This is a genomic window from Stutzerimonas stutzeri (assembly GCF_013522825.1).
GTDB classification, from domain to species: domain Bacteria; phylum Pseudomonadota; class Gammaproteobacteria; order Pseudomonadales; family Pseudomonadaceae; genus Stutzerimonas; species Stutzerimonas stutzeri_AK.
Map to the genome: position 1 here is coordinate 1 of NZ_JAAMQZ010000037.1, position 26538 is coordinate 26538.

19 protein-coding genes, 1 tRNA gene and 1 pseudogene are annotated in these 26538 nt (G+C 61.2%); 9 read left to right on the forward strand and 12 right to left on the reverse strand.

Features of this window, described 5'->3' with window-relative positions:
- Positions 1-125: pseudogene (locus G7020_RS19110) on the forward strand (IS5/IS1182 family transposase); the annotation flags it as partial.
- Between the two features lie 82 nt (positions 126-207).
- Here the strand turns inward: G7020_RS19110 and G7020_RS19115 are convergent.
- The 5 genes from G7020_RS19115 to G7020_RS19135 form a co-directional block, all read right to left on the reverse strand.
- A complete protein-coding gene (locus G7020_RS19115) occupies positions 208-501 on the reverse strand; it encodes a type II toxin-antitoxin system RelE/ParE family toxin (protein WP_181086673.1) in 294 nt (97 codons plus the stop codon).
- Entirely contained in the window at positions 489-761 is a 273-nt protein-coding gene (locus G7020_RS19120) for a CopG family ribbon-helix-helix protein (RefSeq protein ID WP_181086674.1), read from the reverse strand. Before G7020_RS19120 ends, G7020_RS19115 begins: the two co-directional genes overlap by 13 nt.
- A 361-nt stretch (positions 762-1122) precedes the next feature.
- Positions 1123-2010, reverse strand: a complete 888-nt coding sequence (locus G7020_RS19125; protein ID WP_181086675.1) for a metal ABC transporter ATPase — start codon at positions 2008-2010, stop codon at positions 1123-1125.
- Positions 2011-2222: 212 nt separating this feature from the next.
- On the reverse strand, positions 2223-2996 hold the full coding sequence (locus G7020_RS19130; protein WP_181086703.1) for an aldo/keto reductase: 774 nt from the start codon (positions 2994-2996) through the stop codon (positions 2223-2225).
- Positions 2997-3037: 41 nt separating this feature from the next.
- Complete coding sequence (locus tag G7020_RS19135) at positions 3038-4210, reverse strand: NAD(P)/FAD-dependent oxidoreductase (protein ID WP_181086676.1); 1173 nt, start codon at positions 4208-4210, stop codon at positions 3038-3040.
- Between the two features lie 158 nt (positions 4211-4368).
- Here G7020_RS19135 and waaA point away from each other — a divergent pair, with 158 nt between their 5' ends.
- Entirely contained in the window at positions 4369-5655 is a 1287-nt protein-coding gene (gene waaA / locus G7020_RS19140; RefSeq protein ID WP_181086677.1) for a lipid IV(A) 3-deoxy-D-manno-octulosonic acid transferase, read from the forward strand.
- A gap of 325 nt (positions 5656-5980) precedes the next feature.
- Here the strand turns inward: waaA and G7020_RS19145 are convergent, their stop codons facing one another.
- Complete coding sequence (locus G7020_RS19145; RefSeq protein WP_181086678.1) at positions 5981-7411, reverse strand: TolC family outer membrane protein; 1431 nt, start codon at positions 7409-7411, stop codon at positions 5981-5983.
- A gap of 228 nt (positions 7412-7639) precedes the next feature.
- On the opposite strand from G7020_RS19145, the gene G7020_RS19150 reads away from it, so the two are divergent.
- The 3 genes from G7020_RS19150 to G7020_RS19160 all read left to right on the forward strand — a co-directional run bounded on the left by G7020_RS19150 (position 7640) and on the right by G7020_RS19160 (position 9794).
- Positions 7640-7714: transfer RNA gene (locus G7020_RS19150), tRNA-Thr, on the forward strand.
- 99 nt (positions 7715-7813) lie between these two features.
- Complete coding sequence (locus G7020_RS19155) at positions 7814-9226, forward strand: MBL fold metallo-hydrolase RNA specificity domain-containing protein (RefSeq protein WP_181086679.1); 1413 nt, start codon at positions 7814-7816, stop codon at positions 9224-9226.
- A 106-nt stretch (positions 9227-9332) separates the two neighbouring features.
- Positions 9333-9794, forward strand: coding sequence for an REP-associated tyrosine transposase (locus G7020_RS19160; protein WP_181086680.1), 462 nt, complete (start codon positions 9333-9335; stop codon positions 9792-9794).
- 32 nt (positions 9795-9826) lie between these two features.
- Here the strand turns inward: G7020_RS19160 and G7020_RS19165 are convergent, their stop codons facing one another.
- A complete protein-coding gene (locus G7020_RS19165; protein WP_181086681.1) occupies positions 9827-10936 on the reverse strand; it encodes a glycosyltransferase family 4 protein in 1110 nt (369 codons plus the stop codon).
- Between the two features lie 398 nt (positions 10937-11334).
- Between G7020_RS19165 and G7020_RS19170 the strand changes: the two genes are divergently transcribed.
- The 4 genes from G7020_RS19170 to gmd are packed head-to-tail and all read left to right on the forward strand — an operon-like array spanning position 11335 to position 16851.
- Complete coding sequence (locus G7020_RS19170; protein ID WP_181086682.1) at positions 11335-13080, forward strand: type I secretion system permease/ATPase; 1746 nt, start codon at positions 11335-11337, stop codon at positions 13078-13080.
- 23 nt (positions 13081-13103) lie between these two features.
- The gene (locus tag G7020_RS19175) at positions 13104-14417 is read left to right on the forward strand and encodes an HlyD family type I secretion periplasmic adaptor subunit (protein ID WP_181086683.1); all 1314 of its coding nucleotides are present in this window, start codon (positions 13104-13106) and stop codon (positions 14415-14417) included.
- A complete protein-coding gene (locus tag G7020_RS19180) occupies positions 14414-15808 on the forward strand; it encodes a TolC family outer membrane protein (RefSeq protein ID WP_258189398.1) in 1395 nt (464 codons plus the stop codon). Before G7020_RS19175 ends, G7020_RS19180 begins: the two co-directional genes overlap by 4 nt.
- Positions 15805-16851 (forward strand): GDP-mannose 4,6-dehydratase, encoded by a 1047-nt coding sequence (gene gmd / locus G7020_RS19185; RefSeq protein WP_181086684.1) that lies wholly within the window; start codon positions 15805-15807, stop codon positions 16849-16851. Before G7020_RS19180 ends, gmd begins: the two co-directional genes overlap by 4 nt.
- A 7-nt stretch (positions 16852-16858) precedes the next feature.
- On the opposite strand, the gene G7020_RS19190 is transcribed toward gmd, so the two are convergent.
- The 5 genes from G7020_RS19190 to G7020_RS19210 all read right to left on the reverse strand — a co-directional run bounded on the left by G7020_RS19190 (position 16859) and on the right by G7020_RS19210 (position 26510).
- Complete coding sequence (locus G7020_RS19190) at positions 16859-18766, reverse strand: CHASE2 domain-containing protein (protein ID WP_181086685.1); 1908 nt, start codon at positions 18764-18766, stop codon at positions 16859-16861.
- Positions 18767-19066: 300 nt separating this feature from the next.
- Positions 19067-19828, reverse strand: a complete 762-nt coding sequence (locus G7020_RS19195; RefSeq protein ID WP_181086686.1) for a Crp/Fnr family transcriptional regulator — start codon at positions 19826-19828, stop codon at positions 19067-19069.
- 54 nt (positions 19829-19882) lie between these two features.
- The gene (locus G7020_RS19200; protein WP_181086687.1) at positions 19883-24496 is read right to left on the reverse strand and encodes an FkbM family methyltransferase; all 4614 of its coding nucleotides are present in this window, start codon (positions 24494-24496) and stop codon (positions 19883-19885) included.
- On the reverse strand, positions 24496-25719 hold the full coding sequence (locus G7020_RS19205; RefSeq protein ID WP_181086688.1) for an ABC transporter ATP-binding protein: 1224 nt from the start codon (positions 25717-25719) through the stop codon (positions 24496-24498). The genes G7020_RS19200 and G7020_RS19205 overlap by 1 nt, the downstream gene beginning before the upstream one ends.
- Positions 25719-26510, reverse strand: coding sequence for an ABC transporter permease (locus G7020_RS19210; RefSeq protein WP_181086689.1), 792 nt, complete (start codon positions 26508-26510; stop codon positions 25719-25721). Before G7020_RS19210 ends, G7020_RS19205 begins: the two co-directional genes overlap by 1 nt.
- Between the last annotated feature and the right edge of the window lie 28 nt (positions 26511-26538).

Below are 26538 nucleotides of genomic sequence, written 5' to 3' on the forward strand. Positions count from 1 at the left end.
TTGAGCGTCTATTCCGGCGCTTGAAGGGGTTTCGGCGTATATTCTCTCGCTTCGAGAAGCTTGATGTGATGTTCATCGGATTCATCAACTTCGCGCTAATAGTTGACGGACTGAAGATGTGTTAACAGGCCCTAGCCGCAGGCGTAATCCGGGTTTCGAAGGCGTAATCCGACGAGCCGCTATTGAGTCTTCGCGACGCTTGCCTGCTCAGTATCCAGCTTCCTTCTGGTGCCTGAAGGCCAGCACATACACGGTCGTCTCAGCGGGTACATAACGATAAAGCGCAACGTATCCCGTGTCTCCGAACTCGATGACCAGCTCGCGCAACTCTGGCAGATCGGGAAGCGGACGACCGATCTCTGGATGTTGTTCCAGCTGGGTCAGGTGTCGTCCAATCGCCTCGCCAGCACGTCGGGCTACCTGCGGACTTTTCCCTGCCAGAAACTGCCTGCAGCGCTCGAGCCCACGTCCGGCGCCTTCGGTAATGATCAGTCGTGACACTCGGGCAGCTCCGTTTCCACGTCAGTGCCCCAGGTATTGAGCCAGGCGCGAGCTTCCTGGCTGGTCAGGTGCCGGCCCGTTTCCTGGTACGAGGCCCAGGATGCCAATGCTTCCTGCTTGAAGCTCTCGCGGGCCTCCTCGCGCGCTACGTACTCCTCGATGGCTTCACGCATGATCCAGTGGGCTGATCGATGCCTTAACCCTGCCAGCCTCTGGATACGGCTTTTCAATTCATCGTCGATTTTGATTGAAGTTGCCATGCCAGAACCCCTCAGTATCACTAGGTACTACCTTTCGATGAAAAGTAACGGCAAGCTGCGTTGATGTCCATTCCGTCTATCGATGCATCGGGAATGAAAGCGTACTCGTGAAGACTTCGTGGCTGAAGCCACAGGTATTGCAGCAACCTATTGTGGGAAACAACTACAAGACCACGACGGGTACGGTTCCTATTTGTATGGTGTTTGATCGCTTGCTCGTCGGGTCGGTGAAGCGTGACCCGACCTACGACAGCACGGTGTCACGTTTTTCGTAGGTCGAATTAGCCGAAGGCGTAATCCGACAATTCGACGACGTAATCCTTGAGTCTTCGCGACGCTGCCTGCTCCTGATTACAGCACTTCAGCGCACCACGTTGAGCGGCCTGGTCGCCCACCAATCTCTCCAGCGAATGCGCTCTTCACGCACTAGCCATCCATCCTGCGGCGCGAAGCTTTCCGAGAGCCATAGTCCGCGTGTACTCACAGTGCTGAACTGACCGTTACGCAATTGCAGCAGCTGTTCCTGTGGCTGGCCCTGGCACAGTGGAATCAGATACAGATCCGCCCGACCGCGATCCAGGCGCGCTACCAGTTGCCCATCCTCAAGGCGCTCGTCCACGTGGAACAGGCTGGGCTGGCGGGCGCCCTTCGGCAGTTCCAGACGCATGTCGTAGACCAGTTGCAGGGATGCCGTGGGCAAATGGACATAGGCGCGCGGGCGCTCCATCAGCACCTGACTACCGCACTGCACCGGACGTGCTGCACCCGATAGCGAGGCGAGCTTGAAATGGAGCGTTTCGTGATAGGGCAGGCTGCTCTGGTAGGGCGTGGGTAGCCAGGTGTCGCCGAAGCGCCCGGCGAGCCAGCCCTCGGGGGTTTCCAGCAGGCACTCTTCGGCGATTTCCTGAATTGCGGTGAGCAGCGGCAGGTTCAGCTCATGCGCCGGGACATAGCCGGAGATCAGCTTGAGCACCACGTCGCCGCGATCCAGGCGGCGTTGACGGACCAGGACCCAATATTCGCGGCCCTGCCAGCAGAGGGTCAGGCGCACCGAGACGCCGAGGTTGGCCAGCTCGATGGCGAAGGTGTCGGTATCGGGAGCGCTCACCGGGCGTCGACGTTCGATCACTTCACTGAAATTCAGCGGCCTGCCAAGGCTCTGGTAGCGAAGGCTGTCCGGGCTGGCTTCGACATACAGCGGCAGGGTCTTGAATGCAGCGGGGCTCTTGCGCAGCAGGACTTTTGGCATGGGTTTGTTTCTCCGTAGCGGCCCTGGCCGCGAATGGACGGGGCCGATAACCGACCATCGCTTCGCAGGCATGGCCCGCTCCTACAGCGATGCGGCACTAGCGACGGTGCCTTGTAGGAGCGGCCCCTGGCCGCGAATGGACTGGGCCGATAACTGACCATCGTTCGCGGGCGTGGCCCGCTCCTACGGGAGCTGTCAGTTCGTAGGTCGAATTAGCCGCAGGCGTAATCCGACGTTTTGCTGCTCAACACCGAGGCTGCCGTGCAGACATTATCCTCAAGATGCTTCGGGTTTATCGTCCCAACAATGGCGCTGCCGACCCCTGGCTGGCTGAACAGCAATTCGAAACTGCGGCGTACCGGGTCTTCCCCCGGCGCAAGATGGCCGCTGGCCAGTGCCTTCTTCACCAGAATGCCCTTGCCGTGGGCGGCGGCGTAGTCGATCACCTGGCGCTCGGCCTGCTCGTTGAGGTTGTAGGTCACCATCGCGCAATCGCCCTGTTCCAAGGCTAGTAGTCCGCCTTCCACTGTCTTGCCGGAGAAGCCGAAACCGAGAATCTTGCCCTCCTGCTTAAGCTCCGCAAGGGTCTGGTAGACGCCGCTGTTACGCAGGATATCTACATCGTTGCCATCCGAATGCACCAGCACCAGCTCGATGCGGTCCGTACGCAGGCGCCTAAGGCTGCGCTCCACAGAGGAGCGAGTGTGCTCTGCGGAAAAGTCGAAACGCGACTGGCCGTTCTCGAATTCCTCGCCAACCTTGCTGACGACTACCCAATCGTCGCGCTGATCGGCCAGCAGCGGCCCCAGGCGTTCCTCGCTGACACCATAGGCCGGCGCGGTATCGATCAGGTTGATGCCCAGCTCGCGGGCCAGCGCCAGCAACTGCCGCGCCTGGTCATCGTCGGGAATGCTGAAGCCATTGGGGTATTTCACACCCTGATCGCGGCCCAGCTTGACCGTGCCCAGGCCCAGCGGTGCAACCATCAGCCCGGTGCTGCCCAGTGGGCGATAATGATCGTGCAACGTCACAGCAGGCCCTCCCAGAATGGACCTGTCACAGCCGGGCGTGGCAGCTGCGGCAGGGGGGGCTGGTTGCCGGGGAGGATGCCGTCGCGCTCCAGCGCAGCCAGCACGCGGTCGGCGAAGTCCGGCGACAGCGCCAGCTTGGTCGGCCAGCCGACCAGCAGGCGACCCTGCTCGGCGAGGAAGGCATTGTCTGGCCGGGCCAGGCTGGACTGCGCGGGCTCGGCGCGATCGACACGCAAGGTTGCCCAGTGCGCGGCGGAGAGGTCGATCCAGGGCACCAGTTCGGCCAGTTCCTTCTTCGCCGAGGCTATCTGGCCGGCTTCGTCGCGCGCCACGCCATCGGCTTCGGCCAGATCGCCGCCCAGGTACCAGACCCATTCGCCATCCGCCGCCGGATGGCTGGTCACGGTGATCCGAGGCTTGGTGCCGCCGCCCAGGCAGTGGGCGTAGAGCGGCTTGAGCGTCGCCGCCTTGACCATGACCATGTGCAGCGGGCGGCGCTGCATGGCCGGTTGCTGCAGGCCCAGCGTCGCCAGCAGCTCGGTCGTACCGCCGCCTGCGCTGAAGACGATGCGCTGGGCGCGGATTTCCCGTCCATCCACGCGCAGGCCGACCAGCTCATCACCTTCGTGCAATGGCTCTATCTGCTGAGCGGCCAGCAGACTATCGCCGGCGAGTTCTGCAAGCCGGGCGATCAGGCTCGGCACATCAAGCACCAGCTCGCTGAGGCGGTAGACCTTGCCCTTGAACTTCGGGTGTTGCAGTGCCGGCGGCAGGTCGCTGCCCTTGACCTGGCCGACCCGCGAACGTACCGCCTTGCTGGCGAAGAAACTGGTGAGGTTGCCGGCCAGGGTGCCCGGCGACCAGAGATAGTGGGCGTCGGAGAGCAACCGCACGCCGGAAAGATCCAGCTCACCACTGCCCGCCAGCGCCTCGCGCCAGCGTCTGGGCATGTCGGCGATGGCCTCGGAGGCGCCTGTCAGCGCGCCCGTCAGCGCGTACTTGGTGCCGCCATGGATGATCCCCTGTGACTTCACGCTCTGCCCGCCGCCCAATGCGGCTTTTTCCACCAGCACAGTGGCAAAGCCTTGCCTGCGCAGACGCGCATTGAGCCAGAGACCGGCGACGCCGCCGCCGATGATCAGGACATCGGTGCTGAGGGGTTCGGACATGGAAGCCTCGCCTGTAAAGCTGTAAATGTGGGCCGGCAGTATAAACCGGATGACCTCTAGGAGCGGGCCCTGCCCGCGAACCAATACGGCTCCGTTCACGGCCATGGCCCGTTCCAGCAGAGAGCCGCCCGCTTTTCTTTCGCGTAAACTCCGCTCCCATGAACCGTACCCTATATACCTTCCTGTTCCACCTCGGTCTGCCACTGGTGTTCCTGCGGTTGCTCTGGCGCGCCAGGCGGGCGCCGGCCTATTCGCGGCGTATCGGCGAGCGCTTCTCCTTTGGCCTGCCCACGCTCAGGCCGGGTGGTATCTGGGTGCATGCGGTGTCTGTGGGCGAGAGCATCGCGGCGGCGCCGATGATCCGCGAACTGATGGCCCGTTATCCCGAGTTGCCGATCACCATCACCTGCATGACGCCGACCGGCTCCGAGCGGATCAGGGCGCTGTTCGGCGGCAGCGAATACGCCGGGCGGGTGCAGCACTGCTACCTGCCTTACGATTTGCCCTGGGCGGCGGCGCGCTTCCTTGATCGTGTCCAGCCCGAACTGGCCGTGGTGATGGAAACCGAGCTGTGGCCCAACCACATTCATCAGTGCGCGCGGCGCGGCATTCCGGTGGCGCTGGCCAATGCGCGGCTGTCCGAGCGCTCGGCCCGAGGCTATGCACGCTTCGCCCGGCTGACCGCGCCGATGCTGGCCGAGCTGAGCCTGATCGCCGTGCAGACGGAAGCCGAGGCCGAGCGCTTTCGTCGTCTGGGTGCGCGGCCCGAATGCGTCGAGGTGACCGGCTCGATCAAGTTCGATCTCAGCATCGACCCGGCGCTGCCGGCAAGGGCGGCGACGCTGCGCGGGCAATGGCAGGCTGAAGAACGTCCGATCTGGATCGCGGCGAGCACGCATACCGGTGAGGATGAGATCCTGCTGGCTACGCATCGGCAACTGCTGGTGGCTCGTCCCGATGCCTTGCTGATCCTGGTGCCGCGTCATCCCGAGCGTTTCGGTGCGGTGTACGAGCTGTGCCGCAAGCAGGGCTTCGTCACGGTCAGGCGTTCCCTGGACGAGTCGCCTGAAGCGGCTACGCAGGTGTTGCTCGGCGACACCATGGGCGAGCTGCTGTTTCTCTACGCGCTGGCGGATGTCGCCTTCGTCGGCGGCAGCCTGGTGCCCACCGGCGGGCACAACCTGCTGGAGCCCGCCGCGCTCGGCAAACCCGTGCTCACCGGGCCGCACCTGTTCAACTTCCTCGACATCGCCGCGCAACTGCGAGACGCCGGCGCACTCGCCGAAATCACCAGTGCTCCCGAGTTGACGAGGGAGACCGAGACCTTGTGGAGCGATCCCGCGCGAGCCGATCGCATGCGAAACGCGGGATACACCGTGTTGAAGAACAACCAGGGCGCGTTGGGAAGGCTGTTGGCAGGGCTGGAGCGGCTGATCACCCCGTAGCGGGCCACGTCCGCGAACCGGTGGCCGGTCATTGGTGTGGTTCCGTTCGCGGCCAGGGGCCGCTCCTACAGGTACGACGCAATCCCACCTGTCGTAGGAGCGGGCCACGCCCGCGAACCGGTGGTTCGGATATCTGCGTGGTTCCGTTCGCGGCCAGGGGCCGCTCCTACAGGTGCGTCGCAATCCCATCCGTCGTAGGAGCGGGCCACGCCCGCGAACCGGTGGCCGGTCATCGGTGTGGTTCCGTTCGCGGCCTGGGGCCGCTCCTACAGATGCGTCGCAATCCCACCTGTCGTAGGAGCGGGCCACGCCCGCGAACCGGTGCTCAAGGCTTCGGAAAATCCGGTGGCAGAAAGTCGCTGTCCGGGTCGTAGTCGGCCTTCAGGTAGGTGGCAAGGTCCTGCAGGTCGCCGGGGTTGAGGGTGCCGGCGGCCTGCTTCAGCCGCAGGTTGTCGAGAATGTAGTCGTAGCGCGCGTTGTTGTAGTTACGCACCGCCGCATACAGTCGGCGCTGGGTGTCGAGCACATCGACGATGTTGCGTGTGCCCACCTGATAGCCAATCTCGGTAGCCTCCAGCGCACTCTGGTTGGAGAGAATCGACTGCCGGCGTGCCTGCACCTGCTCGATATCGGTGTTCACCGCACGGTGCAGGTTACGGGTGTTTTCCACGACCTGTCGGCGCAGGCCCTCGCGCCGTTGTTCAGCCTCGGTCAGTTGGTGAAACGCCTGGCGGCTCTGCGAGCTCGTCATGCCGCCGCTGTAGAGCGGGATATTCAACTGCAGACCGATGCTGCCCTGTTCGACGTTGCCGTTGTAGCGCGGATAGCCCGGCAGCACATCGCTCATGCCGCTGTTGGCAAAGCCCAGGCTGTCATTGTCGCCCTTGCGGTAGGCGGCCACCGCATCCAGCGTTGGCGCATGGCCGGAACGGCGCTGGCGCAGGGTTTCGCCGGCGGCATTGACGGCCTGATCCACCGCCAGCAGGGTCAGGTTCTGCTGCATCGCGGTATCGACCCAGCGGCTGGCATCGTTGGGCATCGGTGGCAACACCGGCAGGCTGTGCTCGATGCCCTCCAGCGCCACATGGTTGCGATTGGTCAGTGTGTACAGCGCCTGGAAGGCATCCTCAACCTGCCGCTCGGCGACCATCCGGTTGGCTCGCGCGGTATCGAAACCGGCCTGGGCCTCCAGTGTATCGGTGCGGTCGGAAAGGCCCACCTCGAAACGTTCGTTGGCCTGATCGAGCTGACGCTTGAAGGCGGCCTCCTCGGCCTTGGCCGCCGCCAGGTTGTCCTGCGCGCGCAGCACGGCGAAATAGGCCAGGGCGCTTTGCAGAATCAGGTTCTGCTCGGCAGCTGAAAACTCCAGTGCCGCCTGTTCGCTGATCGCCTCGGCGGCCTGCAGTTGAAACCAGCGGTCGGCGCGAAAGATCGGCTGGCTCAGGGTCGCCTGGTAAGCCGTGCCGCTGCGTGACAGCGTGCGCGAGCCGGCACTGGTATCGACTCCGGTGCGGGTATCGCTCAGCTCGGCACCGGCACGCAGATTAGGCAGCAAGCCGGCCCGAGCCTGGGGCACGGCTTCGCGAATCGCCTCGAACTGGGCGCGTGCCGCCGCAAGGTCCGCGTTGTTTTCCACCGCCAGTCGATAAACGCTGACCAGGTCGCTGCGCGGGGCGAGCACCGGGGCAGTTTCAGCCCAGGCGGATCCCGATACGGCGGCGGTGACGGCGAGGGCCAGAGTAAGTGTGCGCGGCATTGTATCGGTCCCTGAAGCGGAGTGATGGGCAAGGCTAAGCGGCGCCATGGACAGGGTCAAGGTGCGCGAAATGGGCGCGATTCACGGGCGGGTATGGCCGGAATTGCTCGAATCGCCGAGGAGCGGGCCCCGCCGCCGTGCAATCCGTTGTTCGCGGGCAGGGCCCGCTCCTACCGGTGGGGGCTTGTGGCGCACTGCCGCAATCTCTATGATGTGCGCCCTCTCAAGGCCCATGTAGCTCAGCGGTAGAGCACTCCCTTGGTAAGGGAGAGGTCGGCGGTTCAAGTCCGCCCATGGGCTCCATCCTTTGCGTAACCTTCCTGACTGTGAACCGGGCAACCGCCCACGGCGAACTGTCACGCTATCCTTTGCCGCTCCAAGACAGCGTTAAGGGATTAACCGATGGAAATCATTCACCACGGTGCGCGGGACGGGGTGACCGGCTCCTGTCACCAGCTGCGCATGGATGATCGGCACAGCCTGCTGATCGACTGCGGCCTGTTCCAGGGGGCGGAGGTTTCGGCAGGTGCTGCCGGAGCGGATCGGTTGCAGATCGACTTCGACATCACCGGCATTCGCGCCCTTATCGCCACCCACGTGCATATCGACCATGTGGGGCGGATTCCCTATCTGCTCGCGGCTGGCTTCAAAGGGCCGATCCTCTGCAGCGAACCTTCTGCTAGATTGCTACCCATCGTGCTGGAGGATGCCTTCAAGCTGGGCGTCAGCCGCGACCAGCACAAGGTCGAGCGCTACCTCGCACTGATCCGGCAGCGCATCATCGCACTGCCCTACAACAGCTGGTTCAGCCTCCACGAAAGCCCGGACCTGTCAGCGAGGATTCGCCTGCAGCGTGCCGGGCACATCATCGGCTCCGCCTATGTGGAAGTGGATCTGTACTACCCAGCGCAGGGCGAGCGCAGGCGCGTGCTGTTCTCCGGAGACCTCGGTGCGCCCTACGCACCGCTGCTGCGCGCTCCGAAGCCGCCTTACGGCGCCGATGTGGTGGTGCTGGAAAGCACCTATGGCGACCGCAACCACGATGACCGTCGCCTGCGCCGGCAGCGTCTGCAGACGGTGATCGAAAAGGCCCTCGCCGATCAGGGCAGTGTCCTGATTCCGGCATTCAGCATCGGGCGCACCCAGGAACTGCTCTACGAACTGGAAGACATCATCTTTCGCGCCCGGCGGGGCAGGCCGGGCGCCGATGCAGGCTGGCAGGCGCTGCCGATCATCCTCGACTCGCCATTGGCCAGCCGCTTCACCGAAGCCTATCGCGAGCTTCAGCCGTTCTGGGATGCCGAAGCCCAGCAAAGGCTGCGCAAGGGACGCAACCCGCTGGCCTTCGAACAACTGCTGACCATCGATTCCCACGATGACCACACGCGAATGGTCCGGCACCTGACACAAAGCGGGCGTCCGGCTGTCGTCATCGCTGGTGGCGGCATGTGCAGCGGTGGGAGGATCGTCAACTATCTCAAGGCCATGCTCGGCGACCCCAGGCACAACGTCCTGTTCGTCGGCTACCAGGCCAAAGGCACGCCGGGCGAGAGCATCCAGCGCTTCGGCCCGCGCGGTGGCTACGTCGAGCTGGACGGCGAGCGCATCGACATTCGCGCCGGCATCGAGAGCATCGGTGGCTACTCGGCCCATGCCGACCAGCGCGGGTTGGTCAACTTCATCACACGCATGCGCCATTGGCCCGGCGAGATTCGCCTGATACACGGCGAGGCCTCGGCCAAGGAACAGCTGCGCCAGGCGTTGCAAAGCGAATACGCGCGTAAAGGGACCAAGGCCAGCATCCATATCCCCTGAAGCATCGGTTCGCGGGCGTGGCCCGCTCCTACAGGTTTGGCAGATTGCGTCGCCCCTGTAGGAGCGGCCCCTGGCCGCGAACGAAACCTGGCAAGGAGGCCGGAATATGCAGGAACGTATAGCCCACGGACATACGCTTAGAAAAGGCCGGCTATCCGAGGTGGGGCGGATTTACCTGGTGACGACCGTAGTGCGTAACCGGCGCCCGATATTTCTAGACTGGCGGTTGGGTCGGCTACTGGTGAATGTCATGAGACAGGCCGAGCAGCAGGGCAGGGTTGAATCCTGTGCCTGGGTGATCATGCCGGACCATCTGCACTGGTTGTTCCGCCTCACCGACGGAACGCTGGACGGGCTGATGCGGGATATGAAATCGCACAGCGGCAGGCAGATCAATCGAGCCGGCGGCTTGGTGCCGCCATTCTGGCAGCCGGGCTACCATGATCACGCTGTCAGGCAGGATGAGAGCCTGAAGGCCATGGTGCGTTATGTCGTGGCCAATCCACTCAGAGCCGGTTTGGTCACGCGGGTGGGTGAATACCCGCTATGGGATGCGGCCTGGCTCTGACCGGACCGTCGGTTCGCGGGCGTGGCCCGCTCCTACGGGGTGATCTCACGGTATACCCGGGCGGTTGCTGCGCACATGCGCTCGGCGGTGAATGACTGCTCGAAGCGTATCGCCGCATTGGCGCCGAACTGTTGCGCTTGCTGAGGATCGTCCCAGAGGCGGCCCATGGCCTCGCGCAAGGCCGGAGGATTGGCTGGCGGCACGGCGAGGCCGGTTTCGCCATGGATATTGACGAACGTCGTACCCGTGCCGATTTCGCAGGAGATCATCGGCTTGCCGTACATGGCCGCTTCCAGCAGCGAAATGCCGAACGCCTCCGAGCGCAGATGCGAAGGAAACACAAAGGCATGACACAGTTCGAGCAGGCAGGCCTTGTCCGCATCATCGATACGCCCAAGAAAGGTCACATTCTGAAGGCCAAGCCGGCGTGCCTGCTCTTTCAGGTTTTCCTCTTCCGGCCCCGAGCCTGCGATCACCACCGGCCAGGACGTTCCCTCCAGCGCCTCCAGCAGGAAGCTCAGCCCCTTGTAATAGCGCAGCACGCCAACGAACAGGAAGAACGGTCCGCTCAACCGCGCCCGCCAATGGGCCAGCCGCTCGGCAGGCGGTGCCGGATAGGCCGCGCGGTCCAGGCCATAGGGGATCACCTCGGTCTTGTCGGTGAAGTGCGAAAGCACCTCGCTGCTGCGCATGTAATTGGGCGAGGCCACCAGAATCCGGTCAACGCTGGCCAGAAAGCGCATCATCAGCGGGCGATACAAGGTCAGCAAGCCGCGCTGGCGCACGATATCGGAGTGGTAGCTGACCACGCAGGGTTTGCCGTGGCGCGTGGCGAAATGCACCACATCCATCACCGGCCAGGGGAAGTGAAAATGCACCACGTCGGCTTCGCGTGCCATTTCCTTGAACGCCGCAAAGGCTTCGCGGGAAAAGCCCGTCGAGGCGATGAAGAAGTCCTGCCGCGCCCGCCGCACCTCATGGTTCGCTACGCGCAGGCGAGCGGGTTGCGCATCGGCGCTCAGCGTCAGCACCTCGCTCTCGATACCCAGGCTGCGACCACCTTCGGATAGCTGGTAAATCACCTGCTCGATTCCGCCGGTCGTGTCTGGCAGGTAGGTTTTGAAAAAATGAAGGACGCGCATGAGGCTTCCGAAGTCGTGTTCGTTTGGCGAAAGGAGGGTGGCTGCACGGGCGGCGGGCTTCACCAGCCATTCGGAAGCGGCGCAAGACTCTACCGGGCGCGACGCAACCGGGCAACCGTGTTGCTTCGCGGGCGCAATGCCATCCATGTGGATCGGCCCCTGGCCGCGAACGAAGCCATGCCGATGCCCGAGCACTGGTTCGCGGGCAGGGCCCGCTCCTACGCGCGGGGGTGAGAGACACGCTGGAAGCACGCAACACCTGTAGGAGCGGCCCCTGGCCGCGAAGGGAGCCGCGCAGTACGTCGGGCATCGGTTCGCGGGCATGGTCCGCTCCTACAATCGAGAAAGCATCGGTGTTAAACTCCCGCGCTTTTCAACGTCCTGGCAGTTCCCAATCTATGCGCAGCACACATGAAAACAGCCTCAAGGCCGCGCTGAAGGCCTGCAGGGGAAGCTTTATCTCGGTTGGTTTCTTCAGCCTGTTCGTCAACGCTCTGATGCTGGTGCCATCCTTCTACATGCTCCAGGTGTACGGGCGTGTCGTTACCAGTGGCAGCATCACCACGCTGGTAATGCTGACAATCATCATGACGGTGCTGATGGTCACCATGGGTGGGCTGGAATGGGTCCGTTCACGCATCATGGTTCGCCTGAGCACCAAGCTCGACGTCCTGCTCAGCCGTGATGTCTATCGGGCGAGCTTCAAGCGCGCTCTGGACAGCGGTGGCATGGACGCCTCTGCGCAGCCTCTCAATGACCTCACCGGGTTGCGTCAGTTCCTCACGGGTAACGGTCTTTTCGCGTTTTTCGATGCGCCCTGGCTGCCAGTCTACATTGGCGTCATGTTTCTCTTTCACCCATGGTTCGGCTGGGTGGCGATTGCCAGCGCCATCGTCCTGCTGTGCCTTGCGGCCGTTAACGAAAGGCTCACGGGCAAGTCGATCGCCGAAGCCAACAAACAAAATATTGCTGCGAGCCTCTATACCACCAAGAACCTGCGCAATGCCGAAGTCATCGAGTCCATGGGCATGCTGCACACTCTGATGGGGCGTTGGGGGCAGCGGCAGAAGAAAGTGCTGCAACTGCAGTCGCAGGCAAGCGACAACGGTGGTTTGATCAGCAATACGTCTAAAACCTTCCGCATGCTGGTGCAGTCGCTGATCCTGGGCTTGGGTGCTTACCTGGCGGTCAAGCAGGAAATCACCCCCGGCCTGATGATCGCCGGCTCCATCCTGCTGGGCCGTGCACTGGCGCCAATCGATTTGATGATCGGCAGCTGGAAAGGCTTTATCAGCGCGCGATCACAGTACAGCCGCCTCAACGAAATCCTGGATATTCAGCAGGCCGAGCCGCAGCGCATGTCATTGCCACCACCCGAAGGACATGTACTGGTCGAAAACCTGATCGTCAGCGCGCCTGGTTCAAAAACACCGATTCTGAAGAACATTGGTTTTGCGGTACCCGCAGGTTCGGTGGTGGGCATCATCGGCCCCAGCGCCTCGGGTAAATCGACGCTGGCGCGTGCCCTGCTGGGCGTATGGGCACCGCAGCACGGCGTGGTACGGCTTGACGGTGCGGACATCAATAACTGGGACAAGCAGGAGTTGGGGCCCTTCGTAGGCTATTTGCCTCAGGACATCGAGCTGTTCGAGGGCAGCATCAGCGAAAACATCGCCCGTTTTGGCGAGATCGACTCTGAAAAAGTCATTGCCGCCGCCAAGACCGCAGGTGTGCATGAAATGATCCTGCAACTACCCGAAGGCTACGACACCGTCATCGGCAGCGACGGAGTCAACCTTTCCGGCGGGCAGCGTCAGCGTGTCGGTCTGGCGCGAGCCATCTATGGCACACCCCGGCTGATCATTCTCGATGAGCCTAATTCCAACCTTGACGAGGTGGGTGAGCGTGCTCTGGCGCAAGCGATCCAGCAAGTCAAGGCCACCGGTGCGACCATTTTCATCATCACCCATCGCACCAGTATTCTGGCCCAACTGGATCAGTTACTGGTTATGAGCGCCGGGACAATCGCCATGTACGGTCCGCGTGAGCGGGTCATGGCTGAACTGAATAAACAGCAACAGGCCGCCCAGCAGCCTGTTGTCCAGGCTGTTCCAAGCGTCAGCGCCGCCACAGTGCGTACCTGAGCAGGACTATCTAGATGACCAGTATGAACAAAGCAATTGAAGATAGCCTGGCCGGCCTGCCAACCTCCGATTACCGGACTCGACTGATCGGCTTCCTGATCGTATTCGTCACCTTCGGTATTTTCGGTACCTGGGCCACCTTCGCGCCGCTCGAAAGCGCAGCCCTGGCGCCCGGTGTCGTGACGGTACAGTCCTATCGCAAAACCGTGCAGCACCTCGAAGGCGGTATCGTCAAGGAGCTGCATGCCCGTGACGGCGAAGTCGTCTCCGCCGGCGATCCGCTGATCGTCCTCGACGATACCCAGGTGCGAGCCGAATACGGCATCACCCGTAGCCAACTGGTTGCCGCCCAGGCCATGGAGGCGCGTCTGCGGGCCGAGCGTGATGGTCTTGAGACGATTGACTACAGCCGCATGCTCGAAAGCGACAGCCACCGTGCCCAGGAAGCACGTGAAGGCGAGACCCAGGTATTCAATGCCCGCAGAGGCTCACGGCTCGGCGAAGTGGCGGTGCTGGAAAAGCGCATCGGCCAGTTGAAGGAGCAGATCAGCGGCCTGCGTTCGATAATCATCACCAAGGGCAGCCTGGAAAAATCCTACAAGGACGAAATAGGTGAGCTGGCGGATCTGCTGGCCGAAGGTTTCGTCGACAAGCAGCGCCTGCTGGACCAGGAGCGCAAACTGAACATGCTGCGCTCCGAGATCGCCGATCATCAGTCGGAAATCACCAAGACCCGCCTGCAGATCAGCGAAACCGAATTGCAGATCCTGCAGCTCAACAAGGACTTCAGCGCCGAAGTGGTCGCACAGCTTGCCGAGGTGCAGACCAAAGTGTTCGACCTGCAGGAGCGCATGTCCGCCCTTGAAGACCGCCTGACCCGTATCGTCATCCGTGCCCCCGAAAACGGCATGATCATCGGCATGACCGTGCACACCGTGGGCGGCGTGATCAGTCCCGGCACGCCGCTGCTGGACATCGTTCCGGCTCAATCCGACCTGATCGTCGAGGCCCAGGTATCGCCAGCCGATATCGACCGTGTACGGGTCGGCAAGCAGGCCGACATTCGCTTCAGCGCTTTCAACAGTTCTACCACGCCGGTGATGAAGGGCGAGGTCGTACATGTCTCGGCCGATCGTCTGATCAACAAGGACACCGGCATGCCCTATTACCTGGCGCGTGTGGTGCTGACCGAAGAAGGCACCCGTGCGCTCGGCTCACTGCAATTGCAGCCCGGCATGCCTGCTGAAGTCCTGATCAATACCGGCCAGCGCACCATGCTCCAGTACCTGGTATCGCCGGCGACCGACGCCTTTGCCAAATCGATGATCGAGGATTGATCGTGCGAATAGCCGTCAGCCTGCTTCTGGCCGCCTTCGTTGCTCACGCCCATGCCCAGGAGCCTGACAACCTGCCGCCAGCGCCTGCCAGCATCAGCGCTAATGAATATGCCGCTGACCTGATGCAGCTCTACCGCGAGTCGCGGCTGGAAGACCCCCGCGTGCTGGCTGCCTACGCGCATGCCCAGGCCGGTGTGGATCGCCAGCGCGAAGCCTTTGGCGGGCTGCTCCCGCAGGTTACCGCCAGTGGCTCCTTCAACCGCACCAATCGTGACGTGGAAACCTACTCCGAAAGCTACAACAACGAAAGCTACGCCCTTCGTCTCAGCCAGCACCTCTACAACAAGGCCGCCTGGGAGAACTACCAGAAGTTCAAGCAGCTTGCACGTCAGGGCGAATTCGAATCGGTGGATGCCCAGGCCGAAGCCACGGTCGATCTCGCGCAGCGCTATTTCGTCGCGCTGGCCTCCGATGACGAGCTGGAACTGATCCTGGCCGAGCGTCGCGCCACCCAGAAGAACCTCGACCGCGTCAATGCCCTGTACGACAGGAAAATGGCCATGGTCACCGACGTGCTCGACCTGCAGGCGCGTGTCGATGCACTGGCCGCGCAGGAAGTCGAGGCGCGCAATCAGGTGCGGCTCAGCCGCGAAGAACTCTCCGAGATCGTTGGCAGGCCCGTCGAGGAAAAGCTCAGCCGCATCCGTGAAGACGTTGAACTGCAGGTTCCCGGCGAGGCCATCGATCAGTGGATCGATCGCGCCCTGGCGGCCAACCCCGCTCTCAAGGCTCGGGAACAAGCCCTGGGCGCAGCCGATGCAGCAGTGCGCGAGAGCCGTGGCGCGCATTATCCCAGCCTCAGCATGAACCTCAGCGCCCAGCGCAGTGATGTGGGCTATGACAACACTCTGGCGCCGCGTTCGGACAGCTACGTTGCCAGTTTCGGCGTGCAGATCCCCATATACAGTGGCGGCTCCGCCTCGGCGCGTGTGCGCTCGCTGCACAGTGACCGTCTGGCGACCGAACAGCAACTGGAAGCGATTCGCCGCCAGGTCGTCAAGGAAACCACCAGCGCCTACCTGACGGCCCAGTCCAGTATCGAAAGGATACGCGCCTCGCGCAATGCACTGGAGTCGGCGGAAAAATCCAGCGTTGCCGCTGAGCGCGGCTTTCAGTACGGCGTGGTCAACGCCGTCGACGTGCTGACCAGCGTGCAGAATGAATACAAGGCGCGGCGTGACCTGCTCAAGGCCCAGTACGATTTCATCACCAATCTTCTGGTATTGAATCGTTGGGCCGGACGGCTGTCCGAGCAGAGCATCGAAAACGTAAATGTGTGGCTGGCTCGCAGCGAACAAGCGCGAGCCCTGGAAAGGAAAACAACGGAATGAGCATGAACAGCAAGACTGCAATCGTCACCGGCATCACCGGCCAGGACGGGGCATACCTCACCGAACTTTTGCTGGAAAAGGGCTACAAGGTGTTCGGCACTTACCGCCGTACCAGCTCGGTGAACTTCTGGCGCCTGGAGGAAGTCGGCGCCATCGGCCACCCGGATCTGGAACTGGTCGAACACGACCTCACCGACCTGGGCGCAAGCATCCGCCTGATGGAAAAGGCCCAGCCTGACGAGGTCTACAACCTCGCAGCACAGAGCTTTGTCGGCGTCTCCTTCGACCAGCCCATCACCACGGCTGAAATCACCGGGATTGGCGCAGTCAACCTGCTCGAAGCGATCCGCATCGTCAACCCGAAGATCCGTTTCTACCAGGCCTCCACCTCGGAAATGTTCGGCGAGGTCCAGCAGATCCCGCAGACCGAAGCCACGCCGTTCTACCCGCGCAGCCCCTATGGCGCCGCCAAGCTCTACGCCCACTGGATGACCGTCAACTATCGCGAGTCCTACGGCATCTTCGGTACCAGCGGCATCCTCTTCAACCACGAGTCCCCGCTGCGCGGCAAGGAATTCGTCACCCGCAAGATCACCGATGCGGCGGCGCGTATTTCCCTGGGTAAGCAGGACAGCCTGGCACTGGGCAACCTCGCCGCCAAGCGTGACTGGGGCTACGCCAAGGAATACGTCGAAGGCATGTGGCGCATGCTGCAGGTCGATCAGCCGGATACCTTCGTCCTTGCCACCAACCGCACCGAGACCGTGCGCGACTTCGTCTCGTTGGCCTTCAAGGCAGTGGACATCCAGCTCGATTGGCAGGGCAGCGAAGAAAATGAGCGCGGCATCGACAGCAAGACCGGTAAAACGCTGGTACAGGTCAACCCGCGCTTCTATCGCCCCGCAGAAGTCGATCTGCTGATCGGCAACCCTGAAAAAGCCAAGGCAGTATTGGGGTGGGCACCGAGCACAACGCTTGAAGAGCTCTGCAAGCTGATGGTTGAAGCCGATCTTGCTCGTGTTGAGAGTGGTAAGTCGTTCTGACCTGGCTTCACGGGCCCGATGCTGCACCGACACCTCCAGGCGTCGCATGAGCGATCCGTCTGGAGGGGAAGGCGGGCCTGGACTGCACAGGCGAAAAAATTTCGATCACCGTGTTGGTGCCGCGTACTTGTAAAGTACCTACTGCATAGGTCTGGTGCCGCTGCAGCTTCTGATTGGCCGAAGCACCAATGACCAGCGAGACGGGTAATTCCCGAGCTGCGGCCTCCAGTCGCGAGGCGAAGTTGATGCAGTCGCCCACGGCGGTATAAGTGCTGCGGAACGGTGTACCCAGATCGCCTACCAACGCCTGACCATTCTCGATGCCAATCCTTACCCGTACAGCTTCCAAGCCATCGGCTAACCGGCGCTTATTGAAGATTTCAATCTCTTCAAGAATCTGTAGGGCAGCGCTTACCGCCTCGTCCGCCTGATCCGGACAAGCAAGTGGCGCCCCCCAAAATGCCACTACGCCATCTCCGGTGTAGCGATCCAAAGTGCCTCCATGCTCCAATACCGGACGGGTCAGGCAATCGAGAAAACCCTTGGTCAACTGGGCTGCCGCTTCCAACTCCAGTGCAGAGGTATTTCTGGTATAGCCCTCCATATCGGCGATCAGCACGGTGATCTCTTTGTGTACCGGCACAAGACTGTAAACAAGCCCTTGGCGGGTCAACTCATCCAGCACAGGCTTCGCAACATAATGCGACAGCGTTTCCAGAACCTTGCGACTTTGTCTTTGCGCTAATCGCCACTCATAAGGCACAAGCAGCAGGAACAGCAGCACATAACCTGCCAAGGGCGTGAAGAAAGGCCAGGTAGCGCCCTGTCGTGTTCCGACAATGGCTATTGCCATCCATGACAGACAGAGGGCGCTGAGCAACAGCAAGCTGCCACTGGCCGCCAGACGACTGAAAGCATGAGCTGCCAGGACCATGCTCAGCAACAGCCACAATGACAGCAACCAAGTCACCTTGGGGGAGGGGGCGTCAGCATGTGCAGCATCCAGCAGGGCGGATACGCTCTGAGCATGTACCAGTGCTCCCGTTGTGAGAGGGTCGAGGGGTGTACTGACTCGATCCCCCAGACTCATAGCAGACGCACCCACAATCACATGGCGGCCTTTCACCATTTCAACAGGAGCCGTATGAGTGAGAATTTCATGGGCTGGAATCACCACATAAGCACTAGCTGAATACCTGAAAGGCACACGCCACAGCCCCGCAGTGGAAGGCTGGGGCAGGCTGATACCGGCAGGCGGTGGATTTGCAGCGCATTCCAGCAGAGCCAGCGCGAACAGCGGGTACCTTTGGCCATCAAAAAGAGAATGAACGGGCAAGTGCCGCAACACACCGTCTGCATCCGGCAGATAGCCGATATTACCCACACAGCGTGCAGCTTCGCTGAGAACTGCATGGTTGCCGATAAAACCATAAGCAGGTTTGGCAACCGTCAGCTCTTCCTGGAGCGCTGCTTCCGGTTGATAAGGAGGCGTCAGATGCCCCCTGAACAATGGCGGCTGCCTTGGTGTGAAATCCATGATCTGCGCCAGCGCAAGGGGGGCATGTTGCGCCAGCATCGCCAGGCGAGCATCTCCGAGTGCGTCGCCAGGCTCGGTAAAAACGATATCCAGACCAATGGCCCGAGCACCGTAGTCTGCCAAAAGCACTTCGATCAGATCAGCGATTAGCGCCCGACTCCAGGGCCAGTTTCCCAAGCGCCGTATACTTTCCTCGTCAACATCCACCAACAGTACCCGCCCCTCAAGCTCAGGCACGGCGGCGTGTTGCAAAACTGCATCGCGAACTCCCTCATCCAGACGCTCGATCAAGGGTGGCCGCAGCCCCTCCAGCAGAATGCACAGGCAAAAAACAGCCAAGGCCAGCCCCAGACGAGTGAACGCCGCGAGCCTGGGCATTAGGCAAGCGCTCCAAGCATAACCATGCTGCCCAAGGCGGCGCCTACTGCAATTCCAGCCAGGTTGCAGGCCATATCAAGCAGGCAGAAGCCTGTCCCGTAAAGATGGTCCCAGCATTCCTTGGCCAAGCCAATGAGGAACACGAGCGTAAGTGCTCCTATGGGAGGCCATAACACATAAGCACCGACTGTCAGCCAAAAACTCCACTTCATGTGTAAGCGTTTGTCCTCTTCTGCAATGCACCTGCGGATTAATGCCGCTATATGAGTCAGGCAACTCCGTACGCAAGCAGCAGAATAGTTAAGCGCCATTCTTATCCTGTTCAAAAATCATGGCCTTCAACTGTTCAGGATGACGCACGATCAGGCGGCGCAGGTCTTTCTCCACCACACCCTGCTGTATAAGAACCTGCAAAGCGCGGGATACCGTTTCACGGCTGGTATTGGCCATGATTGCGATTTCCTGTTGAGGTGGAACATTCTCGATCACTGCCAGGCCGCCAGGTGCGACTTTCACCAATTGAGCCAGCAGGGCATAAACACGCCGATGGGCATTCTGGATGCCGAGAATGGAGCGGTGATTAGAGTCGGAGCGGATCTTCTCTGTTAGCCGTTGCATGACCCGCTTGGCAACCAAGGCATGGGAATAAATCAGGTTGGAGGCATGGGGTGCCGGTAAAAGGGCAATCAGGGAATGCTCCGTGGCCACCACCGAAGCCGAGCGAGGTTGTCCATCGATAATGGAAAGCTCTCCGAAATAATCTCCAGGAGAAAGAATCGATAGCCCGATTTCTCTTCCGTCCTCCGTCAGGTCCACCACTCGCAGCCGCCCGGCAAGCAGGAACAGAAGATAGTCGCCCGCGCCACCCTTGTGCAGAATGTAATTGCCCTTTTCAACCTTGCGAAAAGACATCGATATCCCGATTTGCGTCAAGATATTCGAGTCGAGTCCGGACAGCAGAGGGATTTTCTGCAGATGGACCGTGACCGTTTGCTGTCCCTGGGCTTCGACAGGTGCCTGAGGTTCCGTGCTCTCGCACAGGCTTGCATCAGCGTCGGTCATCGGAGGCTCCAGGCAGCACTGTGCTGCCCCTGAGAAGAGGGAAGCGTGGCTCGATCAATCCACATCCTCCAAGAGAATGTCCTTCAAGATAGTCGTAGACTCCTTCCAGGTCAGCCAGCCCATGCCGCTAGAGGCGGGTGCCGTTCCACGCGCCCTTGACTCCAGCCAGCGATACAAGGCTTTTGCTAAATCTTCGGGGCGCTTGCCGGAAAAATAAAATGCATGTGATCCGGCGATTTCGCGAAAGACCGGAATGTCGCGGGCAATGATTGGCAAATCGTGCTGGGCTGCCTCGATCAGTGGCAGGCCGAAGCCTTCGGTCTGCGAACCTGCGATCAGGCAATCGGCTTTGGCATAGATTTCCTCCAGAAACTCATCACTGATGCCCTCAAGCCAGAGCAGGCGGTGGCCCAGCTCGGAATGCTGCCGCAGCCGGGCAGCAAACGGCTCCATCATCCAGCCTTCCTTGCCTACTAGCACCAGACGAGCATTGTTACCGTCTCGCCATAGCATCTCGAAGGCATCCAGTGTCTGCTCCTGACCCTTGCGCGGCTCGATGGTGCCGACGCTGAGAAATACCGGGCCGCCGGCCAGAGTGTCGAGAATTACCTTGGCATCGTCTGGTTGGCCACGGGACGGTAGGGAGTGCTCAATATCCGCCCCGAGGTGAAAATGTCGCACATCTGGATGCGGCAGCGGGGCGCCATTCTCGGCGAGCCACTGCCGCACATCCTCGGCAACGGCTGCCGAGATGCAGAGCAGGCCATCAGCCTGGCGGGCCAAGGACTGCAGCCACTCGGCAAAGGCAGTGTGGATGGCCTCGATCGTGAACTGCGGGTAACGCAGCGGAATGATGTCATACACGACAAAGAATACCCGCGCTCCGGCCAAGCGGAAATTGTGCAACTGGGTTTCGGCCTCGGGAAACAGGTGCGCTCCGAGATCCAGGCCGAGGAAGATGTCGCCGGCCCGGACCACGATTTCCTCTCCCTCGGTAATGCTCTGGGCTGGAGCACCGCTTGGCGCAAAATGAGCGGTGTGGCGCCAAGGTTGCCCCTTGTTGGCAAATACAGGACAGATTTCGTAACCGGCTGGCGGTGCCGTGAACAGCTCATTGAGCACACTGCGCACCACGCGCTGGATGCCGGTTCGCGCGTCGCGGCAATGCAGCTCCGAAATATCGACGAACAGCCTGCGTGGCGTCGTTGTCATTGCCGTTGAGGCTGCTGCAGTGTGCGTAGCCGCCTCGATCTGGCGCTGTCGGCGAAGCCCGTCGAGCATGGCGGCCAAGCGGCCCGAAACGTGCTGCCAGTCACGTTCGGTCAGCCAGCGCGCCTGATGTTCGAGCAAGTTCGCGGCGCGGGCCGGCTCGGCTTCCAACTGACAGATTGAGGTAACGATGTCATCGACCCCATAGCCCGTCATGGTGCACGTGCACTCGGCGACGTCACTGAAGATATCGAGCGGCGAAACCAGAACGGGTCGCATAGTCGCCAAACCGATGGTCACTGCTGCGCTGGCGCTCTCACGAGTGTTCCTGTAAGGGAAGACGATGTAATCGGCCAGCCCGAGAATATCCAGGCACTCGTCGATTGGGCGGAAATCACTGATCCAGGTCGTATCTTTATCCACACCTTGTTTGCGGGCAGCTTTCTGCCAATCACCCAGGGTCTGTTCACTGCGAGCGTCCAGGATCGAGTTCAGGCCCAGCAGATGCACCTTGCGTCCGCTGGCGCTTGCCAGCGGCTTGAGAGCGGCAACCAGGGTATCGCCACCCTTGTGCGGTAGTGCGAAGCCAAAGGAGCCTATCACCAGCGCATCATCGGGAATATTGAAGTCGCTGCGTCGCCGGCTGCGCTTCTTCTCCTCCAACGGCTGCACCACTCCAAGCGTCAGCAGCATCACGTTATTGCACAAGCCCAGAGCCAACAGATAATTGAGGTCATCTTCCTTATGCACAATGATCCGATCTATCTGGCGTAGCGCCGCCAGTGACTGCGCCGACAGCCGATGTTCGCTGAGCAGCGGCTGCGTCGAATGCAGCTCCAGGACCACGACGCAGCCCTGCCTGGCCAGGGCAGCCAGCCGACTGCAAACGGCAGGCGTCAGAACAAACAGACTCGGCTGGTGCTGCACCAGCAAGGTATCGGGCAGGTCCTGAGCAATCAGGTCGAGCGTCGCACAAACCGAGGGGTTGTCTCCCGGCGTCCAGGACGGGACATGAACCACCTTATCCGCCTGCCCCACATCCTCTGCCGTGCGCGTATCGCAATACACACGCAATCGCCAGGACTCGTTTCCGAGAAAGGCCGAGAGCAGGTTGTGACTGTATTCGGCGATGCCGCATCGCGTCTGCCACGGGCTGAGCAGCGACAAACTGCGTATTTCAGCGAGTGCCGGAGCCTGCTGCAGCCAATGGGATACTTTCTCGACGGCCGCAGCGCACGCCTGCCACGAATAAGTGCTGCGCACATCCTCCACACCGCGTGCGCGTCGGGCTGCGAGGTTGGGAGAATCACTCTCGACTTCGGCTCTCAAGCGGCGCATCTGCATCGCCAGATCAGCCGGATTTGCACTCACCCAGCACGCGTTACCAGCGCTGACATGGCTTTGCGAACGGGAAAAACGGAAGGGCGTCAGCAGCGCATTGGCCTGCGTAGCAAAATCGAGATGCGCCCCGTGCCCTGTGACGATCAGCGGTAAACCAAGAGCCAGTGCCTCCGCCGCCGGCAGATTGAAGCCTTCACCACGCGTAGGCAAAACCATCGCCTGTGCGCTGCGGTACAGCGCAAGCATCCCGTTATCGTCGAGTGGTGCGTCATCGATCACCACCCTGGCAGGGTTAGCCAGCCCGCTGGAGAGTTCGTGCAGCAGCTCGGCGACCCGGTTGTGCGGATTGGGGAACGTCTTGATGTACAGCTCCACCGCATCATCGCCCGTGAACGCATCCAGATAGGCTCGCAGCAGAGTATCAGGCCCCTTGCGCTCGAATGCTGACGAGACATGCAGGAAGCGCAGGCGATTACCTGCCGCCGGTTTCAGATCACCAAGCGCGGCCACGTTACCGTCAATCAGATGATCGATGCCCAGCGGCACGATGAAGACCGGAGTGCGACAGCCGGAGTTGATCAACGCCCGGCGCACGAAATCCGCAGCCACCAGCACACCATCGAACTCGGCATTCAGACGCGCGATAGTGGCGGTGGGAATCGCCGTTTCCTCCCAGAAAAAAAAGATCAGCCGCTGCCGTGCCGGGTTGGCATCGTTGATGATCGGATAATGGTGCACGATAGAAACCGCATCACGTCCGGCAAATGCCTCGCTGCGCGCTATCTGGGTATGCAGAGCGTCCGCCTGGTGGGCGGGCAAATCGGTTGGGTTGGAATAAGAAGTCTCGTGCCAAGGCTGAAAGGCAACACAACCAGGGCGGATTTCCTCAAGGCCCAGAGCCAGGCCGCGGTTCACGATAGCCAGACTGTAATGTCCCTCGATATGCCCTGTAATGCGGAAAACGGCAGGCACCGTCGGCGGCTCGGCATGTAACCGAGAAGCTTCCGGCACGCGTGGCATCATCGGCATGGAAGCGACATCCACATGTGGCCACAGGCTCCCCACGTGGTCGTCAGGAAAGGCTCCAGCCATCCTCGATCTTGCCCCCTGAGCCTTGTGATACAAGCGCAGCAACAGGGCATGGGTGCCGGTCTTGCGCGCAAGCGCCCCAACCATACGTCTGAGTCGGGGCATGCGTGCTGCCTGACTGACGAAGAAATCCACTCCGTCCCTGGCCACCCACTGCCTGGTCTGCCGGATATGCTCACTGGCCTGGCGCAAGGGGGCCGTAATACGCCACGAGGTGCTGCCGTAGATTGCCTCGATATGCTGCTCTGCCTCGTCCAGGCGGTGGGCGAGCACCTCCATCTTCTTCAGCTCCGCGTGCGCCTGTCCTAACTGCGCAGCCAGTGTGCGGCTGTTCTCCTGCTCGTTGACCAGATCCGACAGAACGAACGCATCGAACACATTAGGGGGCGAGCTGAAATGCCCTGCCAGTTCGTCCGCTCGCTCTAACGGTACGTAGTAACGGTTAAGGCCGTCGAAATAGACCTGGCGGTAGCCAGCAGCGAGAATTTCCGGCTCCCAGCTGGCATCGATTTCCCGCGTATTAGGAATCGTCGCCTCGACCAGCAACACCCAGGGGCGAAAGCGCTGCAGATCCATCCCCGCCAGCACCTGCGCCTCGAACCCCTCAACATCAATTTTCAGAAAATGGATGTTCTCCGGCGCATGCTCGGCACAGATATCCTGCAGGCGACGCAAGGGTACGATACTGGACACCGTCTGTAGGCCGGCGTCAGTGTGCCTCCCAGCGATAATTGCCGAAGCCGTGGCCAGCCCGCGCACCGGCGTGTCGAACAGCTCGATTTCGCCGTTTTCCGCACCCACCGCTACCTGCAAGTTGATATCGCGAGGGCGTTCCTGCTCCAGCTGCCTTGCATGCTTGGCCAGCGGCTCGATATTGATGCCCGACCACCCGCGCTCGTAGAAAGCCTGGGTGACCGAATCCTCGGTCGGGTGGTTGGCCCCAACGTCGATATAGAAGCCGCGCTCGACGTGGCCAAGCGCACGCCACAACATCACATCTTCGAAATTCTGCGCATAGGAGATGAACATTATTGTTTCTCTATCGAAATCACAGGCTCGTTCCACAGGCAACCTGTGAAGCTGTTGCGGTCTGCATTGACAACATTGAACACGACAGCCAGATCGCGCCACTCATAGTTCTTCGACAAATGAGTATCCCGGTCCACCAGCGCGAGTTGCACCGAATAGCTGCCGACCCCGAAATTGGCCGGGAACCGGAGTGAAAACCGGTAGCGTCCGCCGGTCTCCGGCTGCTCGACAACCTGCCCGGTATGCCAGGTATTGGTGCCGTACATCACCTGTCCGAGACGATCCTTGATGCCATACCCCAGTACCAGGCTGCTGATCGGCGCATGCACTGCCACCAGAACACGCAACTCCAGTGGCTCGCCGACACGCACCACCTCAACCTTTTCACCGGTCGCGTTGTACAACCCCACCGACTCTACGCTCGCCTCGCCAGTCCCCGAGATCGTCTGCACGCGACCGTCAGCTGTCTGCTTCTGCGCCACCTGGGCATTCTCGCTGTCGGCGAGCAGGGCATTGTAATAATCCATGACTGCCTCAGGCTCACCCTCCAGCGCAACCCGGCCTGCGTTGAGCAGGATGGCCCTGTCGCAGATCGACTGAATGGCTGCCTTGTCGTGCGAAACGATCAGCAGCGTCGTCCCCTGGTCGCGGAACTGGCGAATCCGGTCGAAGCTCTTGTGCTGAAAATACGCATCGCCGACCGACAGCGCCTCATCCACGATCAGTACATCCGGACGCTTGCACGTCGCAATGCTGAAGGCCAGACGCATCTGCATCCCGCTCGAATACACCCGCACCGGCATGTCGAGGTAATCGCCGATCTCCGCAAAGGCTTCGATCTGCGGCATCAGCTCACGGATTTCGCTGGCCTTCAGGCCAATCAGCTGGCCCGCCATGAACGCATTCTGGCGCCCGGTGAAATCAGGGTGAAAGCCCATGCCCAACTCCAGCAGGGCTGCCACCCGACCTTGCACCGACACGCTCCCGACAGTCGGCTGTGTCGTCCCCGTGATCAACTTCAACAAGGTGCTCTTGCCCGCTCCGTTGATGCCGATGATCCCCACCGCCTGGCCGGGGTCCAGGGAAAAGGACACCTCCTGCAGCACCCATTTCAGACTATGGCGCGGTCTGGAAAACGGAATGATCCACTCCGCCAGCCGTTGCCAGCGAGACCCGTACTGCCGATAAGCCTTGCCCAGGCCGCACACCCTGATCGTACCCATTACAGTTCATCAACCATATCGCCCGCATGCTTCCTGAACAGCAGTACGGCATAAATGCACAGCAACAGAGCAAGCAGTGCAACCGGTGCCAGCTCACCCCAGTTCGGCCAAAGGCCGCGCACCATGATGCCCTGATAACCCTCCATCAGCGGCAACAGCGGGTTAAGACGCATCAAAGCGGCCGCCCAGTCCGGCAGGATGGAAAACGGATAAACGATAGGCGTGAACCAGAACCAGAACTGGATCAGCACGCCGAACATCTGTCCGGCGTCCCTGAAGAACACATTGAACACCCCCAGGATGCCCCCCAGACCTATAGCCAGCATCACCTGCACCAGCAGCAAGGGCAGCACCCCCAGCAAGGGCCAGCCTGGGAAGTTGCCCGAAACCAGCAGAAACCCCAGAAACAGAGCAAAGATGATGCAGAAATTGAAACCCGCGCTCAGCAGCACAATCAATGGCAGGCACAGGCGGGGAAAGCTCAGCTTCTTGATCAGGTTGGCGTTATCCACAAACACCCCCACCATCCGCTGCGTGGTCTCTGCAAACAACCCCCACGTCACAATGCCTGCGCACAGATAAATGGAATAGGCAAAGCCGCCCGACACCCCAGGCAGGCGCGAACCCATAAGCTGGGAAAAGATCACCGTATACACCACGATCATCGAAAGTGGCTGAATGATCATCCAGGCAAAGCCGAACAGAGAATTGCGATATTTAGCCTGAATCTCGCGCTTGACACTGCTCAACACAAAACCGCGAAATGCCCATAAATCACCCAGCAAACCCATGCTGCTCCCTCAAAAAGTCTCGGATCAG

Bases quoted from the DNA above. Each gene is read 5' to 3' on its own strand.
- G7020_RS19125 (WP_181086675.1), bottom strand. From the start codon at position 2,010: ATGCCAAAAGTCCTGCTGCGCAAGAGCCCCGCTGCATTCAAGACCCTG.
- G7020_RS19165 (WP_181086681.1), bottom strand. From the start codon at position 10,936: ATGCGCGTCCTTCATTTTTTCAAAACCTACCTGCCAGACACGACCGGC.
- gmd (WP_181086684.1), top strand. From the start codon at position 15,805: ATGAGCATGAACAGCAAGACTGCAATCGTCACCGGCATCACCGGCCAG.
- G7020_RS19200 (WP_181086687.1), bottom strand. From the start codon at position 24,496: ATGTTCATCTCCTATGCGCAGAATTTCGAAGATGTGATGTTGTGGCGT.
- G7020_RS19210 (WP_181086689.1), bottom strand. From the start codon at position 26,510: ATGGGTTTGCTGGGTGATTTATGGGCATTTCGCGGTTTTGTGTTGAGC.
- G7020_RS19120 (WP_181086674.1), bottom strand. From the start codon at position 761: ATGGCAACTTCAATCAAAATCGACGATGAATTGAAAAGCCGTATCCAG.
- G7020_RS19205 (WP_181086688.1), bottom strand. From the start codon at position 25,719: ATGGGTACGATCAGGGTGTGCGGCCTGGGCAAGGCTTATCGGCAGTAC.
- G7020_RS19130 (WP_181086703.1), bottom strand. From the start codon at position 2,996: ATGGTTGCACCGCTGGGCCTGGGCACGGTCAAGCTGGGCCGCGATCAG.
- G7020_RS19175 (WP_181086683.1), top strand. From the start codon at position 13,104: ATGAACAAAGCAATTGAAGATAGCCTGGCCGGCCTGCCAACCTCCGAT.
- G7020_RS19190 (WP_181086685.1), bottom strand. From the start codon at position 18,766: ATGCCCAGGCTCGCGGCGTTCACTCGTCTGGGGCTGGCCTTGGCTGTT.
- G7020_RS19170 (WP_181086682.1), top strand. From the start codon at position 11,335: ATGCGCAGCACACATGAAAACAGCCTCAAGGCCGCGCTGAAGGCCTGC.
- waaA (WP_181086677.1), top strand. From the start codon at position 4,369: ATGAACCGTACCCTATATACCTTCCTGTTCCACCTCGGTCTGCCACTG.
- G7020_RS19195 (WP_181086686.1), bottom strand. From the start codon at position 19,828: ATGACCGACGCTGATGCAAGCCTGTGCGAGAGCACGGAACCTCAGGCA.
- G7020_RS19160 (WP_181086680.1), top strand. From the start codon at position 9,333: ATGCAGGAACGTATAGCCCACGGACATACGCTTAGAAAAGGCCGGCTA.
- G7020_RS19155 (WP_181086679.1), top strand. From the start codon at position 7,814: ATGGAAATCATTCACCACGGTGCGCGGGACGGGGTGACCGGCTCCTGT.
- G7020_RS19145 (WP_181086678.1), bottom strand. From the start codon at position 7,411: ATGCCGCGCACACTTACTCTGGCCCTCGCCGTCACCGCCGCCGTATCG.
- G7020_RS19135 (WP_181086676.1), bottom strand. From the start codon at position 4,210: ATGTCCGAACCCCTCAGCACCGATGTCCTGATCATCGGCGGCGGCGTC.